Source organism: Bradyrhizobium arachidis (assembly GCF_024758505.1).
GTDB classification, from domain to species: Bacteria; Pseudomonadota; Alphaproteobacteria; order Rhizobiales; family Xanthobacteraceae; genus Bradyrhizobium; species Bradyrhizobium manausense_C.
The window spans coordinates 6,063,689-6,077,529 of sequence record NZ_CP077970.1 but is presented as its reverse complement, the minus strand read 5'-3'; the positions used below and the strand labels follow the sequence as shown (position 1 = coordinate 6,077,529).

Annotated in this window: 13 protein-coding genes; 4 read left to right on the top strand and 9 right to left on the bottom strand. The window is 65.6% G+C overall.

From position 1 onward, the window contains the following. Positions 1 to 2: 2 nt before the first annotated feature. From KUF59_RS28150 to KUF59_RS28125, 6 genes are all read right to left on the bottom strand, one after another. Positions 3 to 1,229 (bottom strand): Zn-dependent hydrolase, encoded by a 1,227-nt coding sequence (locus tag KUF59_RS28150; protein ID WP_212455454.1) that lies wholly within the window; start codon positions 1,227 to 1,229, stop codon positions 3 to 5. Beyond that, positions 1,222 to 2,007 (bottom strand): ABC transporter ATP-binding protein, encoded by a 786-nt coding sequence (locus KUF59_RS28145; protein ID WP_212455453.1) that lies wholly within the window; start codon positions 2,005 to 2,007, stop codon positions 1,222 to 1,224. Before KUF59_RS28145 ends, KUF59_RS28150 begins: the two co-directional genes overlap by 8 nt. Next, entirely contained in the window at positions 2,004 to 2,777 is a 774-nt protein-coding gene (locus tag KUF59_RS28140) for an ABC transporter permease (protein WP_258770037.1), read from the bottom strand. The genes KUF59_RS28145 and KUF59_RS28140 overlap by 4 nt, the downstream gene beginning before the upstream one ends. An 83-nt stretch (positions 2,778 to 2,860) precedes the next feature. After that, entirely contained in the window at positions 2,861 to 3,805 is a 945-nt protein-coding gene (locus tag KUF59_RS28135) for an ABC transporter substrate-binding protein (RefSeq protein ID WP_212455452.1), read from the bottom strand. 122 nt (positions 3,806 to 3,927) lie between these two features. Then, the gene (hutC, locus tag KUF59_RS28130) at positions 3,928 to 4,665 is read right to left on the bottom strand and encodes a histidine utilization repressor (RefSeq protein ID WP_212455451.1); all 738 of its coding nucleotides are present in this window, start codon (positions 4,663 to 4,665) and stop codon (positions 3,928 to 3,930) included. Continuing rightward, a complete protein-coding gene (locus tag KUF59_RS28125; RefSeq protein WP_212455450.1) occupies positions 4,662 to 6,020 on the bottom strand; it encodes a formimidoylglutamate deiminase in 1,359 nt (452 codons plus the stop codon). Before KUF59_RS28125 ends, hutC begins: the two co-directional genes overlap by 4 nt. 84 nt (positions 6,021 to 6,104) lie before the next feature. Between KUF59_RS28125 and hutI the strand changes: the two genes are divergently transcribed. The 4 genes from hutI to KUF59_RS28105 are packed head-to-tail and all read left to right on the top strand — an operon-like array spanning position 6,105 to position 11,904. Next, a complete protein-coding gene (gene hutI, locus KUF59_RS28120) occupies positions 6,105 to 7,319 on the top strand; it encodes an imidazolonepropionase (protein WP_212455449.1) in 1,215 nt (404 codons plus the stop codon). Beyond that, complete coding sequence (hutH, locus tag KUF59_RS28115) at positions 7,316 to 8,893, top strand: histidine ammonia-lyase (protein ID WP_212455448.1); 1,578 nt, start codon at positions 7,316 to 7,318, stop codon at positions 8,891 to 8,893. Before hutI ends, hutH begins: the two co-directional genes overlap by 4 nt. After that, positions 8,890 to 10,560 (top strand): urocanate hydratase, encoded by a 1,671-nt coding sequence (hutU, locus tag KUF59_RS28110; protein WP_212455447.1) that lies wholly within the window; start codon positions 8,890 to 8,892, stop codon positions 10,558 to 10,560. The genes hutH and hutU overlap by 4 nt, the downstream gene beginning before the upstream one ends. 60 nt (positions 10,561 to 10,620) lie before the next feature. After that, entirely contained in the window at positions 10,621 to 11,904 is a 1,284-nt protein-coding gene (locus KUF59_RS28105) for a cystathionine gamma-synthase family protein (RefSeq protein WP_212455446.1), read from the top strand. Here the strand turns inward: KUF59_RS28105 and bluB are convergent. The 3 genes from bluB to cobU are packed head-to-tail and all read right to left on the bottom strand — an operon-like array spanning position 11,901 to position 13,815. Next, positions 11,901 to 12,533, bottom strand: coding sequence for a 5,6-dimethylbenzimidazole synthase (gene bluB, locus KUF59_RS28100; RefSeq protein WP_212455445.1), 633 nt, complete (start codon positions 12,531 to 12,533; stop codon positions 11,901 to 11,903). The two genes, KUF59_RS28105 and bluB, sit on opposite strands and share 4 nt — an antisense overlap. Next, on the bottom strand, positions 12,533 to 13,312 hold the full coding sequence (cobS, locus tag KUF59_RS28095) for an adenosylcobinamide-GDP ribazoletransferase (RefSeq protein ID WP_212455444.1): 780 nt from the start codon (positions 13,310 to 13,312) through the stop codon (positions 12,533 to 12,535). The genes bluB and cobS overlap by 1 nt, the downstream gene beginning before the upstream one ends. After that, on the bottom strand, positions 13,312 to 13,815 hold the full coding sequence (gene cobU / locus KUF59_RS28090; RefSeq protein ID WP_212455443.1) for a bifunctional adenosylcobinamide kinase/adenosylcobinamide-phosphate guanylyltransferase: 504 nt from the start codon (positions 13,813 to 13,815) through the stop codon (positions 13,312 to 13,314). The genes cobS and cobU overlap by 1 nt, the downstream gene beginning before the upstream one ends. Between the last annotated feature and the right edge of the window lie 26 nt (positions 13,816 to 13,841).

The window sequence follows — 13,841 nt, the reverse complement described above, 5'->3', positions numbered from 1 at the left end:
GCCTAACCTGCCAAAATGCGCCGGCAGGCATCGACGAACACCTGTGCACCCGTAACGATGTCGGCATCAGCAGTGTTCTCGGTCCAGTGATGGCTGATGCCGCCGATCGACGGCACGAACAGCATGCCCGCCGGCATCACGGTCGCGAGCATCTGCGCATCATGGCCGGCGCCGCTGGGCATGTGGATGGAACGTCCGTCGGCCAGAGCCTTGCTTGCGGCTTCGATTGCGTCCCGAATGCCCGGGTTCATCATGGCGGGCGCGCCAGTGCGGATTTTTTCCACGGTAACGGTGCAGGGGCCCTTCGCGGTGGCCTCGGCCGCCATCGCTCGCAGCAACTCCTCCAGCCGCGCGATGACGGCCGGATTGTCGTCGCGGATCTGGAACAACATCTCGGCGCCGCCGGGAATGATGCTCGGCGCGCCGGGATCGAGCGTGATGCGGCCGGTGGTCCACACCGTGCGCGGACCGCGCGCTCCGGGGAAGCGCTCGTCGATCGCTACGCAGAATCTGGCCATTGCCAGGCCGGCATCCTTGCGCACGGCCATGCGCGTGGTGCCGGCGTGGTTCTGTTCACCGATGAAATTGATCCTGTATTGCCAGATGCCGACGATAGAGGTCACGACGCCGATCGCGAGCTTGCCGCTTTCGAGTGTGTCGCCCTGCTCGATATGTGCCTCCAGGTATCCGACGTGCCGTCCCGGCTCGACCGCGACGCGCGCGCGTCCCGCGAGACCCATGTCGGCGAGGGCATCGCGCATGGTGCGACCATTGGTTCGGTCGCGCGCGGCGTCGATCTCGGCCTCCGTCACCTGACCGACATAGGAGCGTGAGCCCAGGAAGCTGCCGAAATGACCTTCCTCATCGCACCACGAGGCGACCTCGACCGCGCCGTGCGCACTCGGATCTGAATTGATTACGCGCGCCGCTTCGAGCGCATAGACGACGCCGAGCGGGCCATCGAGCCAGCCGGCATAGTTCTGGCTTTCGAGATGGGAGCCGGCGAGCAGCTTGGGTCCTGCCTTAGTGCTGGTGCCGAAGACATTGCCGATGCCGTCGATAGTCGCGCTGAGCGCAGCTTCGGGCAGCTTCCGCGCTAGCCACTCCAGGGACTGCTTGTGCGGCTCGGAAAAGGTCGGCTTGTGCACGCCGGTCTTGTAGGTACCGATCGCCCGTAGCGCGTTGAGATCGGCGAGTACGCGCGCGCCGTCGAAACGATCGTCAGGCATGGGCAGCGACCTTCAAAGCCTCGGTGCGGATTTCCTCGACCAGCCGTTCCTTCAACGCGGTGAATTCCGGCGTGGTCTTGATCTTGTAGGAGCGCGGATGCGGCAGGTCGATGCGAATATCGGCCTTGATGCGGCCGGGACGTGCGCTCATCACGACGACGCGGCTGCCGAGGAAGATCGCTTCCTCGATGTCGTGGGTGACGAACAGCACGGTCTTCTGGTCGCGCTCCCAGATGCCGAGCAGCATCTCCTGCATCAGCGCGCGGGTCTGGTTGTCGAGCGCGCCAAAGGGCTCGTCGAGCAAAAGTATCTTGGGATCGTTGGCGAGCGCACGCGCGATCGCCGTGCGCTGTTGCATGCCGCCGGAGAGCTGCTTTGGCCAGTGGTTCTCGAAGCCGGACAAGCCGACCTGCTTGATGAAGCCATCAGCAATTTTGTGGCGCTCGTCCTGCGAGACGCCGCGTTCGCGCAGCCCGAAGGCGATGTTCTCGCGCACGGTGAGCCAGGGAAACAGCGTGTAGGACTGGAACACCATGCCGCGATCCGCGCCGGGGCCGGTGACCTCGCGCCCGTCAAGCGTGACGCGCCCGCTGGTCGGACGGTCGAGGCCGGCAACGATGCGCAGCAGCGTGGATTTTCCGCACCCGGAGGGGCCGAGGATCGTGACAAAGTCGTTGTCGCCGACGTCGAGATTGGTCGGCTCGAGCGCGCGCGTCGGCGCGTGGCCGGCGCGGGCGGGGAAGGTGCGGGAGACCTGGTCGATCCTGAGCTTCGTCATGCGAGCTTCCACGGGAACAGCCAGGCGTTGAAGGCCTTGAACAGGAAGTCCGAGATCAGGCCGATCAACCCGATCACGATGATGCCGAAAATGATCTGCCCGGTGTTGAGCAACGCCTGGCTGTCGGTGATCATGTGGCCGATGCCGGACGACGAGCCGATCAACTCGGCGACGATGACATAGGTCCAGGCCCAGCCGAGTACCAGGCGAAGGATTTCGGCGATCTCCGGCGCGGAGGAGGGCAGCAGCACGCGGCGGATGATGCCGCCGTCGCCGGCGCCGAGCGTATAGGCGGCTTCGACCAGGTCGCGCCGTGTGCCGCCAACGGTGACCGCGATCATCAGGATGATCTGGAACACCGCACCGATGAAGATGACGAGCAGCTTTTGCAGTTCGCCGATGCCCGCCCACAGGATCAACAGCGGAATGAAGGCGGAGGCGGGCAGATAACGCGCAAAGGACACGAAAGGTTCGAGGAAGGCCTCGATCGGCTTGTAGGCGCCCATCAAAACGCCGATCGGTACTGCGATGAGCGCCGCCAGCGCAAAGCCGCCGACCACGCGCCAGATCGTCATGCCGATGTCGAACAGGAAACCATGCTTTGTGAGAAGCTCAAAACTCTCCTGCACCATGGTCAGGGGATTGGCGAGAAACGTCTTCGAGACGTAGCCGCCGAACGTTGCCCATGACCAGAGGAGGACGAAAAGAATGAAGAACGCGAGGCCATAAGCCGCGCGTTGCCGAGAGGTGACAGGATCCAGGGGGCGTATCACGGGAGAGGTTCCGAGAGCGTGGATCGAACGCGCAGGTCCCGCTTCACGGAGTGTGAAGCAGGACGAAGACGCGGCCGGCGTTACTTGATGAAGCTAGCGTCGAAGAGGTCTTCGACCTTCGGCGCGGACTTGATGATACCGATCTCGAGCAGGAGGTCGGCGGCTTCCTTGTTGAAGGTCAGGAACTCGCTCGCGAAGAACTTCTGGTTGGCGGCCTTGTCCTGCCAGCGCAGATATTTTGCCGAGTTGCCGAACTGCTCGCCGGTCTGCTTCACGTCGGCGCCCATGATCTCGTAGGACTTGGCCTGGTCCTTGGCGATCATGTCGAGCGCCTCGAAGTAGCTGTTGGCGAGCGCCTGGGCGGCCTTCGGGTTCTCGCTCAGGAATTTTGGCGTGCAGCCAAAGGTGTCCATGACCATGGGATAGTCGAGCGTGGTGGCGATGATCTTGCCCTTGTCGGGAGCGGCGCGCACCGTGGAGAGATAGGGCTCATAGGTCATCGCGGCGTCGTTCTGACCGGAGACGAAGGCCTGCGCGGCTGCGGCGGGCTCGAGGTTCACGACCGTCACGTCCTTCACCGTCAGCCCGTTCTTCTTCAGAATCCAGGCGAGCGCGAAATAGGGCGAGGTGCCCGGCGCGGATGCCGCAACCGTCTTGCCCTTCAGATCCTTGATCGCGGCAACGTCGTTGCGCACGGCCATGCCGTCGGCGCCAAAGCTCTTGTCGAGCTGGAAAATCTGCTTGGTCGCAACGCCGTTGGCGTTCCAGGAAATCCAGGTCTCGACCGTCGTGGCCGCGCACTGGATGTCGCCCGACGCGATGGCGAGATGGCGATCCTTCTGCGGGATCTTCTTGATGGTGACGTCGAGCCCGTTCTTCTTGAAGATGCCGGCCTGGTTCGCCAGCGTCAGCGGCGCAAAGCCGGTCCAGCCGGAAATGCCGATGCCGACCTTGACGTCGTCGGCGAGCGCTGGGGCGGATACGCCGAGTGCAATGATTGTCGCAACGATCTTGGTACTACGCATGATGATGGTCCTCTTGCCGAACTCTGGTTTGTCGTCCTGCTTGTCTTCTTCCGTGTCAGCGAATGTCTGCGCCGTTTTGTGTGATCCGCTGTTGCATAATCTGTGCCGCACTCTTGCGTCTCTCAGCCTCCCTTGAAGCGAGCGGTGAGGCGGTGGGAGTCACCGGGATAGAGCAAGCGCACAGCGGTGATCGTGCGCGCGCTGCGCCAGGTGTGGCGATCGATCACGAGGCAGGGCGCGCCAACAGCGATATCGAGTGCTGCTGCCGTGTGGTCGTCTGCAACAATAGCGCTGATCGTGTGTTCGGCCTCGGTCCATGGGACATGGTGAAGCAGCCAGGAGCCGGGCGGCTCGGCCGCGAAATCGGCTTTGGCGGCTTCGGGCACGGATTCAAGGTCGATCAGGCGATCCTCGACGGCGAAGGGCACGTCATCGGCGCAGTGGCGGCAGGAAATCGCGATCACCTTGCCGGTCTTGCGCACGCCGAGGCGTTCGCGATCGGCGGCATTGGCCGCGCGGCGCGTGCAGCGGATCAACTCGTAACCGTAAGCGCGCCCGAGTGCGGTGATCTCGGCGCGGATGTCAGCGATCTTGAGCACAGCCGACAAATGTTGCGGACGGCGCACAAAGCTGCCGGCGCGCCGCCGGCGCTCGATCAGATCGGCCTGCGCGAGCTCCGACAGCGCCTTGTTGACGGTCATGCGCGAGCAGCCGTAGCGCGCCATCAGCTGATGCTCGAAGGGGATGCGATGGCCGGGTGGCCACTCGCCGGTCAGGATGCGGCTCTCGATGTCCTGCCGGATTTTCTTGTAGAGCGTCGGCTTGTCCGCGGCCTTGTCGCGATCGAGGCTGAGGCTCATGCGACGAGCCTCCGCACCGTCGTTGCGAACCTCTCGCGCGCCGTGCCGCGCAGCCGATGCTGTCCGCCCTCGACGAGCTTCTTGCCATCGGCCCAGACGCAGTCGATCGCGCCGGCCTGGGTGCCAAAGATCCAGCCGTCGAGCACGGCGTCGCGGCGACGCCCGGCAAGGGAGGGATGGTTGGTGTCGAGCGTGACGATATCGGCACGTGCGCCGACCGCGAGCCCCACGATCGGTTGCGCCAGCGCCTGCGCGCCGCCGGCGAGCGCACCATCGAGCAGCGCGCGTCCCGTCGAAACGCCGGGGCCGCCCGATAGCACATTGCGTTCGCGATGCGTCAGCCGCTGACCATATTCGAGCTGGCGCAACTCATCCGCGACGCCGACCAGTACATTGGAATCCGTGCCGACGCCGAAGCGGCCGCCGGCGCTGACGAATTCGCGTGCCGGAAAGATGCCGTCGCCGAGGCTTCCTTCGGTGATGGGGCAGAGGCCCGCGACGGCGCCAGCCTCGGCAAACGCGGTGATCTCCGCCGGCGTGGTGTGGGTCGCATGAATGAGGCACCAGCGCCGATCGACGGGCGCATGGTCAAGCAGCCATTCGACCGGCGGCTGACCCGACCAGGCGAGACAGTCCTCGACCTCCTGCGTCTGCTCAGCGGCGTGGATATGAACAGGTCCGCCGTCTGCGAGTGGAATGATTGCGGCGAGTTCGTCCGGCGACACGGCGCGCAGGCTGTGCGGGGCGATCCCGATATTGGCACCGCGCAACGTGCCGATAGCCTTGCGCGAGGCCGCCATTAGCTTGGCGAACAGATCGACCGAGCAGATGAAGCGGCGTTGCCCGGCATGAGGCGCTGCGCCGCCAAGGCCGCCATGCGCGTAAAAGCTCGGCAGCAGGGTCAGTCCGATACCGCTGGTCTCGGCCGCGTGCGCGATGCGCGTCGCCATCTCGGCGATGTCGGCATAGGGCCTGCCGTCGTGATCGTGATGGAGGTAGTGGAATTCGCCGACGCGGGTAAAACCCTGCTCGAGCATTTCGACATAGAGCAGGGTTGCCACGCTCTCGACGTCGTCAGGCGTCATCGCCAGCGCAAAACGGTACATCGTCTCACGCCAGGTCCAGAACGTATCGGCGCTGTCGCCGCGCGTTTCCGCTAGTCCCGCCATGCCGCGCTGGAATGCGTGGCTGTGCAGGCTCGCGATTCCGGGAACCGCCAGCCCGTGGCGTTCGTCCTTGCCATCAGGCGCCACGCCGACCTTGATCCCAGCAATAGTTCCGTCCGCGACGTCGAGCCGCACGTCGTCGGCCCAACCCGAGGGCAGCAGCGCGGATGTGAAATGCAGGCGCGTCATGTTTCATGCCGGCTGGACAGAACCTCGCCACGATTATATGTCTAGACATATAAGTCAAGCTTCCGGCACGTCAGGGAAGGCCGCATGGCAGAGCGCTTCGATCGGATCTGGCACAATGCCCGGCTCGCTTTGATGCGACAGGATACGGCCGATCTCGGTGCGGTCGAGGACGGCGTGATCGCGGCACGCGATGGCCGGATCGTCTTTGCAGGCCCCCGTGCCGACTTCCCGTCAGATGCCGATGCACCCCAAAGGATCGATTGCGCGGGACGGTGGATCACGCCGGGGCTCGTCGACTGTCATACCCATCTCGTCTACGGCGGCAACCGCGCGCATGAATTCGAGCTGCGGCTGAAGGGCGCGAGCTACGAGGAAATCGCGCGTGCGGGCGGCGGCATCGTTTCGACGGTGGCCGCGACGCGTAAGGCGGGCGAAGCCGAACTCGTCGCGGGCGCGCTGCCGCGGCTCGACGCCCTGATTGCCGAAGGCGTGACGACGATCGAGATCAAGTCCGGTTATGGCCTCGATACCGGGACCGAGATGCGCCAACTGGCCGCCGCGCGCGCGCTCGGCCGCGATCGGAAGGTGACGGTCAAGACCTCGTTCCTCGGCGCGCATGCGCTGCCGCCGGAAGCCGGGGGCGACAAGGATCGATACATCGATCTCGTGTGCCGGGAGATGCTGCCGGCGATCGCGAAAGCCGGCCTTGCCGACGCCGTCGATGCCTTCATGGAAGGCATTGCGTTTTCGGGTGAGCAGACGGCGCGCGTGTTCGAGGCGGCAACGGCGCTCGGCCTGCCGGTCAAGCTGCATGCGGATCAACTCTCCAATCTCGGCGGTGCCGCACTCGCCGCGCAGTTCTCTGCGCTATCCGCCGATCATCTCGAGCACACTGACGCCGCCGGCGCCGCCGCGATGGCGAAGGCTGGGACCGTTGCGGTGCTGCTGCCCGGCGCCTTCTATTTTATCCGCGAGACCCAAAAACCGCCGGTCGAACTGTTCCGCACCCACGGCGTCAACATCGCGCTTGCGACCGACTGCAACCCCGGCTCTTCGCCGCTGACCTCGCTGCTGCTTGCCATGAATATGGGTGCGACGCTGTTCCGCATGACCGTGGCCGAATGCCTTGCCGGCGTGACGCGGGAAGGCGCACGTGCGCTCGGTGTGCTGGCCGAGACCGGCACGCTCGAAGTGGGCAAATGGTGCGATCTCGCGATCTGGGACATCGAGCGTCCGGCCGAGCTCGTCTACCGGATCGGCTTCAACCCGCTGCATGCAAGGGTGTGGAGAGGGCAATGAACGCTTCGGAGGCGCCGATTGTCGTTGTGCCCGGCAAGGTCGGGCTCGACGATTTTGCGCGTGTGCTTGCCGGCAGCTCCGTCGAACTCGATCCGGCCTTCTGGCCGCGGGTTGAGGCTGCCGCGCAGATCGTCGCGAAAGCGGCCCGCGCGGATGTTCCCGCCTATGGCATCAACACCGGTTTTGGCAAGCTAGCCTCTACCCGCATCGCGCCCGACCAGACCGCGGCTCTCCAGCGCAATCTCATCGTCTCGCATTGCTGCGGCGTCGGGCTGCCTACGCCCGCGCCGATCGTGCGGCTGATGATGGCGCTCAAGATCATCTCGCTCGGGCGCGGTGCATCGGGCGTGCGCCGCGAGGTGATCGAGCAGTTGCAGAAAATGCTGGCGCGCGGCGTGTGTCCGCTGGTGCCGCAGCAGGGGTCGGTCGGCGCCTCCGGCGATCTCGCGCCGCTTGCGCATATGACGGCCGTGATGATCGGGGAGGGGCAGGCACTTGTCGACGGCGAGGCCGTGCCCGGCCGCGAGGCGCTCAGCACCGCAGGGCTCTCACCGTTGACGCTGGGCCCGAAGGAAGGTCTCGCGCTGATCAATGGCACACAATTCTCGACGGCCTACGCCATTGCGAGCGTGCTGCGCGCCCATCGTCTGGCCTGCGCGGCGCTCGTGACCGGGGCCTTGTCGGTCGATGCCGCCATGGCCTCGACGGCGCCGTTCCGCCCCGAGATCCACGCGTTGCGCGGACATGCCGGGCAAGCTGCCGCAGGTCGCGCCCTGATGGCACTGCTCGATGGCAGCGACATCAGGCAATCGCATCTCGACGGCGACGAGCGCGTGCAGGATCCCTATTGTCTGCGCTGCCAGCCGCAGGTTGCGGGTGCCGCGCTCGATCTGATCACGCAGGCTGCGCGCACGCTGACGACAGAGGCCAATGCCGTCACCGACAATCCGCTGGTGCTGGTCGAGACCGGCGAGATCGTCTCGGGCGGTAATTTTCATGCCGAGCCGGTGGCCTTCGCGGCCGATCAGATCGCGCTGGCCCTCTCCGAGATCGGCGCGATCAGCGAGCGGCGCATCGCCACGCTGGTCGATCCCGCGCTCAATTTTGGCCTGCCTCCGTTCCTGACGCCCGAGCCCGGTCTCAATTCCGGCTTCATGATTGCCGAGGTGACGGCTGCCGCACTGTTCGCCGAGAACAAGCAGCGGGCGCTGGCGTGCTCGATCGATTCGACCCCGACCAGCGCGAACCAGGAAGACCACGTCTCCATGGCCGCGCACGCCGCGCGCCGGCTGTCCGACATGGCGGACAATCTCGCCACCATCCTGGGCATCGAGCTTCTGGTCGCCGCGCAAGGCATCACGCTGCGCGCGCCGCATTCGACCAGCGCGCCGCTCGCCGCCGTCATCGCAAAATTGCGCGAGCAGGTGCCGGCGCTCGGCGCCGATCGCTACATGGCCGACGACATCACCAAGGCCGCTGCGCTGGTCGACGCCGGCGCATTGCCTGCCGCCGCGCTGTCGACGCTATCTGACAATCCGTTTCCGACGCTTGCCGAAAAGGGTGCTTTATCATGAGCCGCCGACTGGACAATGACCGCGCGATCCGGGCCCCCCGCGGCAGCGAGATCAGCGCAAAGAGCTGGCTGACCGAAGCGCCGCTGCGCATGCTCATGAACAATCTCGACGCCGAGGTCGCCGAGCGTCCGAGCGAGCTCGTCGTCTATGGCGGCATCGGCCGTGCGGCGCGCGACTGGGAGAGTTTTGACCGCATCGTCGCGTCCTTGCGCAAGCTCGAGGGCGACCAGACGCTGCTGGTGCAATCCGGCAAGCCGGTCGGCATTTTCCGCACCCATGCGGATGCGCCGCGTGTGCTGATCGCGAACTCCAACATCGTGCCGCATTGGGCGACGCTCGATCATTTCAACGAGCTCGATCGCCAGGGCCTGATGATGTTCGGGCAGATGACGGCGGGCTCCTGGATCTACATCGGAAGCCAGGGCATCGTGCAGGGCACGTACGAGACCTTCGTCGAGGTTGGCCGGCGCCATTATGGCGGCAGCCTCGCGGGCAAATGGATCTTGACCGCCGGCCTCGGCGGCATGGGCGGCGCGCAGCCGCTGGCCGCGACGATGGCCGGCGCCTCGATGCTCGCCGTCGAATGCCAGCCGAGCCGCATCGAAATGCGGCTGCGCACCGGCTATCTCGACCGCCAGGCGGCGACGCTCGACGAGGCGCTCGCGATCATGGCGGATGCCGCGAAGACGAAGAAGGCGGTTTCGGTCGGCCTGCTCGGCAATGCCGCCGAGATTTTCCCGGAACTGGTGCGGCGTGGCGTCAAGCCCGACATCGTGACCGATCAGACCAGCGCGCACGATCCAATCAACGGGTACTTGCCGAAGGGATGGACGCTCGCCGAATGGGAGACCAAGCGCGCTTCCGATCCCAAGGCGGTCGAGGCAGCGTCAAAACGCTCCATGGTTGATCACGTCCGGGCCATGCTGGACTTCCATGCCCAGGGCATTCCGACGCTCGACTATGGCAACAACATCCGCCAGATGGCGCAGGACATGGGGCTGAAGAACGCGTTCGATTTTCCCGGCTTCGTTCCGGCCTATATCCGTCCGCTGTTCTGCCGCGGCGTCGGCCCGTTCCGCTGGGCGGCGCTGTCGGGCGATCCCGAGGACATCTTCCGCACCGACGCCAAGGTGAAGGAACTGATGCCGCACGACACGCATCTGCACAATTGGCTCGACATGGCGAAGGCGCGAATCAAGTTCCAGGGCCTGCCGGCGCGGATCTGCTGGGTCGGCCTCGGTGACCGTCACCGTCTCGGGCTCGCCTTCAACGAGATGGTCGCGCGCGGCGAATTGAAGGCACCGGTCGTGATCGGGCGCGATCACCTCGATAGCGGCTCGGTCGCGAGCCCGAATCGCGAGACCGAGGCGATGCGCGACGGATCGGACGCGGTGTCCGACTGGCCGCTGCTCAATGCGCTGCTCAACTGCGCGAGCGGCGCCACCTGGGTGTCATTGCATCACGGCGGCGGCGTTGGAATCGGTTATTCTCAGCATGCCGGCATGGTCATCGTCGCCGACGGCACGCCAGAGGCCGCGCGCCGCCTCGAACGCGTGCTGTGGAACGATCCGGCCACAGGCGTCATGCGTCATGCCGATGCCGGCTATGAGACGGCCGTGGAATGTGCCCGCACCAGCGGGCTCGATCTGCCGAGTTTGGCGTTATAGCGACGGGATATATTCAAACCGCCGCTGGTTCGATGGTCCTTCAAGCCAAGGAGACACGCCGTGGTGAAACCGTTTCCGTCAAAAACCAAGATCGGCAATCACACGCTGCATCCGGAAACCCTGATGCTGAACTACGGCTACGATCCGCAATTGTCGGAGGGAGCCGTCAAGCCGCCGGTGTTTTTGACCTCGACCTTCGTGTTCAGGACCGCCGAGGACGGCAAGGACTTTTTCGACTTCGTCGCGGGCCGCCGCGAGCCGCCGGAGGGGATGGGGGCGGGCCTGGTCTATTCCCGCTTCAATCATCCCAACAGCGAGATCGTGGAGGACCGGCTCGCGATCTACGAACGCACGGAAGCCTGCGCATTGTTCTCGTCGGGCATGTCGGCGATCTCGACGACGATCCTGGCGTTCACACGGCCCGGCGACGTGATCCTGCATTCCCAGCCGCTCTATGGCGGCACGGAAACGCTGTTCACGAAGACGCTGGCAAATCTCAACATTGGCGCCGTCGGCTTTGCCGATGCCCTTGACGAGGCCGTCGTCACGGCAGCGGCCGAGGAGGCCATGCGCAAGGGACGCGTTGCGATGATCTTCATCGAAACGCCAGCCAATCCGACCAACGGGCTGGTCGATATCGCACTGACGCGCCGCGTCGCCGAGATGATCGGCAAGGCACAGGGACACAGACCGATCATCGCCTGCGACAACACGCTGCTCGGGCCGGTGTTTCAGAGGCCGATCGAGCACGGCGCCGATCTCTCGCTGTACTCGCTGACAAAATATGTCGGCGGTCATTCCGATCTGATCGCGGGCGCCGCGCTCGGCGCGAAGGCCGTGATGAAGGACGTCAAGGCGCTGCGTGGCGCCATCGGCACCCAGCTCGATCCACATTCCTGCTGGATGATCAGCCGCTCGCTCGAAACGCTCAGCCTGCGCATGGAAAAGGCCGACCGCAACGCGCGGGTGGTGGCGGACTTTCTGCGCGACCATGCAAAGGTGGCGAAGGTTCATTACCTTGGGCATCACGACGAAGCGTCGCCGGCGGGACGGGTGTTCGCGGCGCAGTGCAGCGGTGCGGGCTCGACCTTTTCGTTCGACATCATCGGCGGCCGGGCGGCTGCGGAAAAATTCCTCAATGCGCTGCAGATCTTCAAGCTCGCGGTCAGCCTCGGCGGCACCGAGTCGCTGGCGAGCCTGCCGGCCACCATGACGCATTCCGGTGTTCCCGCCGACATCCGCAAGCGCATCGGCGTGCTCGATTCCACGATCCGGCTGTCGATCGGCATCGAGCATCCGTCCGATCTCGTCGCCGACATCGCGCAGGCGTTGACCGGCGCCTAGCGCCGGATCGTGAACTCAGCCGCCGGACGCCGATGCTCCCAGTCCGCGCGTTCAAGCTCAGGCCGGGCGCATTCTTCCTGCGGATAGCCGAGGCAGAAATAGCCGATGAACTTCCATGACGCCGGCACATCGAGAATGTCGTGCATCCGCGCCGGCGTCAGGATCGAGACCCAGCCAAGCCCGATGCCGTCGGCGCGCGCCGCGAGCCACATTGCGGTGATGGCCGCGACGACGGAATATTCGGTCGTCTCCGGCATCGTCGCGCGCCCGAGGCCGTGGCCGATATCGCTCGTCTTGTCGGCGAAGACGGCAAGATGAACCGGAGCTTCGATGAGACCTGAGAGCTTGAGGGACGCATAGCGCGCGGCGCGATCGCCTGAATAGGATGAGAGGGCAGCGGCATTGCACGCCTTGAAATCTTCGATCACGGCGTCCCGTCGCGCGCGCTCCTCGACGATGACGAACCGCCAGGGCTGGCTCAGGCCGACCGACGGCGACAGGCAGGCGATGTCGATCAGCCGATCCAGCGCACCTTCGGGCAGCGGATCGGTGCGGAAGCGCCGCACGTCGCGCCGCCAGACGAAGAGCTCGCGCAATTGTTGGCGGAAGCTATCGTCGAAGGCTGTCATCAGAGTTGCACGCTCGACTGAGCGATGGCCGCCGCCATGAGCAGGACGGCCGTCTCGGCCAGTTGCTGAAAAGCGCCGAGAATGTCGCCGGTCTGTCCGCCGATCTGTTTGATGCAGAGCCGCGCCATCATCAGTCCGGTTGCCGCGAGCAGGATCACGATCAGGATCGCCTTGCTGGGTCCAAAACCGAGGGCCAGCACGAGGGCGCCGAGGCCGAGGGGAATGGCGGCGCTTTGCAATGCCGGCTGGCCGGCGCTGGCCGAAAGTCCATCCTTTCGCGCCGGCGGCACGAAGGCCGAAAAGGTCGGCAGAGCTGCGCGGGAGGCTGCGTGCGCGAGCAATAGCGCGATCATCACCGACCGCGGCGCGGCGATCGCCGCGAGCGCACTCCAGCGCAGGATCAACGAAGTGACCAGCGCGCAGGCGCCATAGGTCCCGATGCGGCAGTCGCGCATGATCTCGAGCTTGCGCTCGCGCGTCCGCCCGCCGCCGAGTCCATCGGCGGTGTCGGCAAGCCCGTCCTCGTGCAGCGCTCCGGTCACGACGATGGTGCTCGCAAGCGCCAGCATCGCGGCGGGACCCGGCGAAAGGCCAACCGCATGGGCGATGCCATAGACGGCGGCACCAACGACCCCGACGACCAATCCCGCGACCGGCAGCGACCAGCTCGCCCGGGTCATCTCGCCGTCTTCGACCGGCGTCGACGGACCGAACGGAAGAATCGTGGCGAAGGAAATGCCGATCCGCAAATCCCGGACGAGCTCTTCGACGCGCAGCATCACTTGACCTTCATCGGCAGGCCCGCGACCACGAACTCGACCTCGTCGGCGACCTCGGCGACGCGCTGGTTCAACAGGCCGGCGGCGTCGCGAAAGGTGCGCGCCAGCGCATTGTCAGGAACGATGCCGAGCCCGACCTCATTGGTTACGAGGATTACGGGACTCTGCTGGCGGCTGAGCGCGGCCGTGAGGAGCGCGGTCTCGTCCGACCAATTGCGCCCCGCGTGGAGCAAATTGGAGAGCCACAATGTCAGACAATCGACGAGGCGGGCGCCGCCGCCATCCGTCTCGGTCAATGCCTGCGCGAGATCGAGCGGGGCCTCGCGCTCGATCCAGTCATTGCCGCGACGCGAGCGGTGTTGCGCGATCCGCGCTTCCATCTCGGCATCCAGCGCCTCGGCGGTCGCGATATAGACGGGCCGGCCGGGGCAGGCGCGGGCGCGCGCCTCCGCGCGCCGGCTCTTGCCGGACCGTGCGCCTCCCGTGATCAGGACAATTGCCATACGGCCTCCGCTCAAATCCCGCACTA

Bases quoted from the DNA above. Each gene is read 5' to 3' on its own strand.
- KUF59_RS28150 (WP_212455454.1), bottom strand. From the start codon at position 1,229: ATGCCTGACGATCGTTTCGACGGCGCGCGCGTACTCGCCGATCTCAAC.
- KUF59_RS28145 (WP_212455453.1), bottom strand. From the start codon at position 2,007: ATGACGAAGCTCAGGATCGACCAGGTCTCCCGCACCTTCCCCGCCCGC.
- KUF59_RS28135 (WP_212455452.1), bottom strand. From the start codon at position 3,805: ATGCGTAGTACCAAGATCGTTGCGACAATCATTGCACTCGGCGTATCC.
- hutC (WP_212455451.1), bottom strand. From the start codon at position 4,665: ATGAGCCTCAGCCTCGATCGCGACAAGGCCGCGGACAAGCCGACGCTC.
- KUF59_RS28125 (WP_212455450.1), bottom strand. From the start codon at position 6,020: ATGACGCGCCTGCATTTCACATCCGCGCTGCTGCCCTCGGGTTGGGCC.
- hutI (WP_212455449.1), top strand. From the start codon at position 6,105: ATGGCAGAGCGCTTCGATCGGATCTGGCACAATGCCCGGCTCGCTTTG.
- hutH (WP_212455448.1), top strand. From the start codon at position 7,316: ATGAACGCTTCGGAGGCGCCGATTGTCGTTGTGCCCGGCAAGGTCGGG.
- hutU (WP_212455447.1), top strand. From the start codon at position 8,890: ATGAGCCGCCGACTGGACAATGACCGCGCGATCCGGGCCCCCCGCGGC.
- bluB (WP_212455445.1), bottom strand. From the start codon at position 12,533: ATGACAGCCTTCGACGATAGCTTCCGCCAACAATTGCGCGAGCTCTTC.
- cobS (WP_212455444.1), bottom strand. From the start codon at position 13,312: ATGCTGCGCGTCGAAGAGCTCGTCCGGGATTTGCGGATCGGCATTTCC.
- cobU (WP_212455443.1), bottom strand. From the start codon at position 13,815: ATGGCAATTGTCCTGATCACGGGAGGCGCACGGTCCGGCAAGAGCCGG.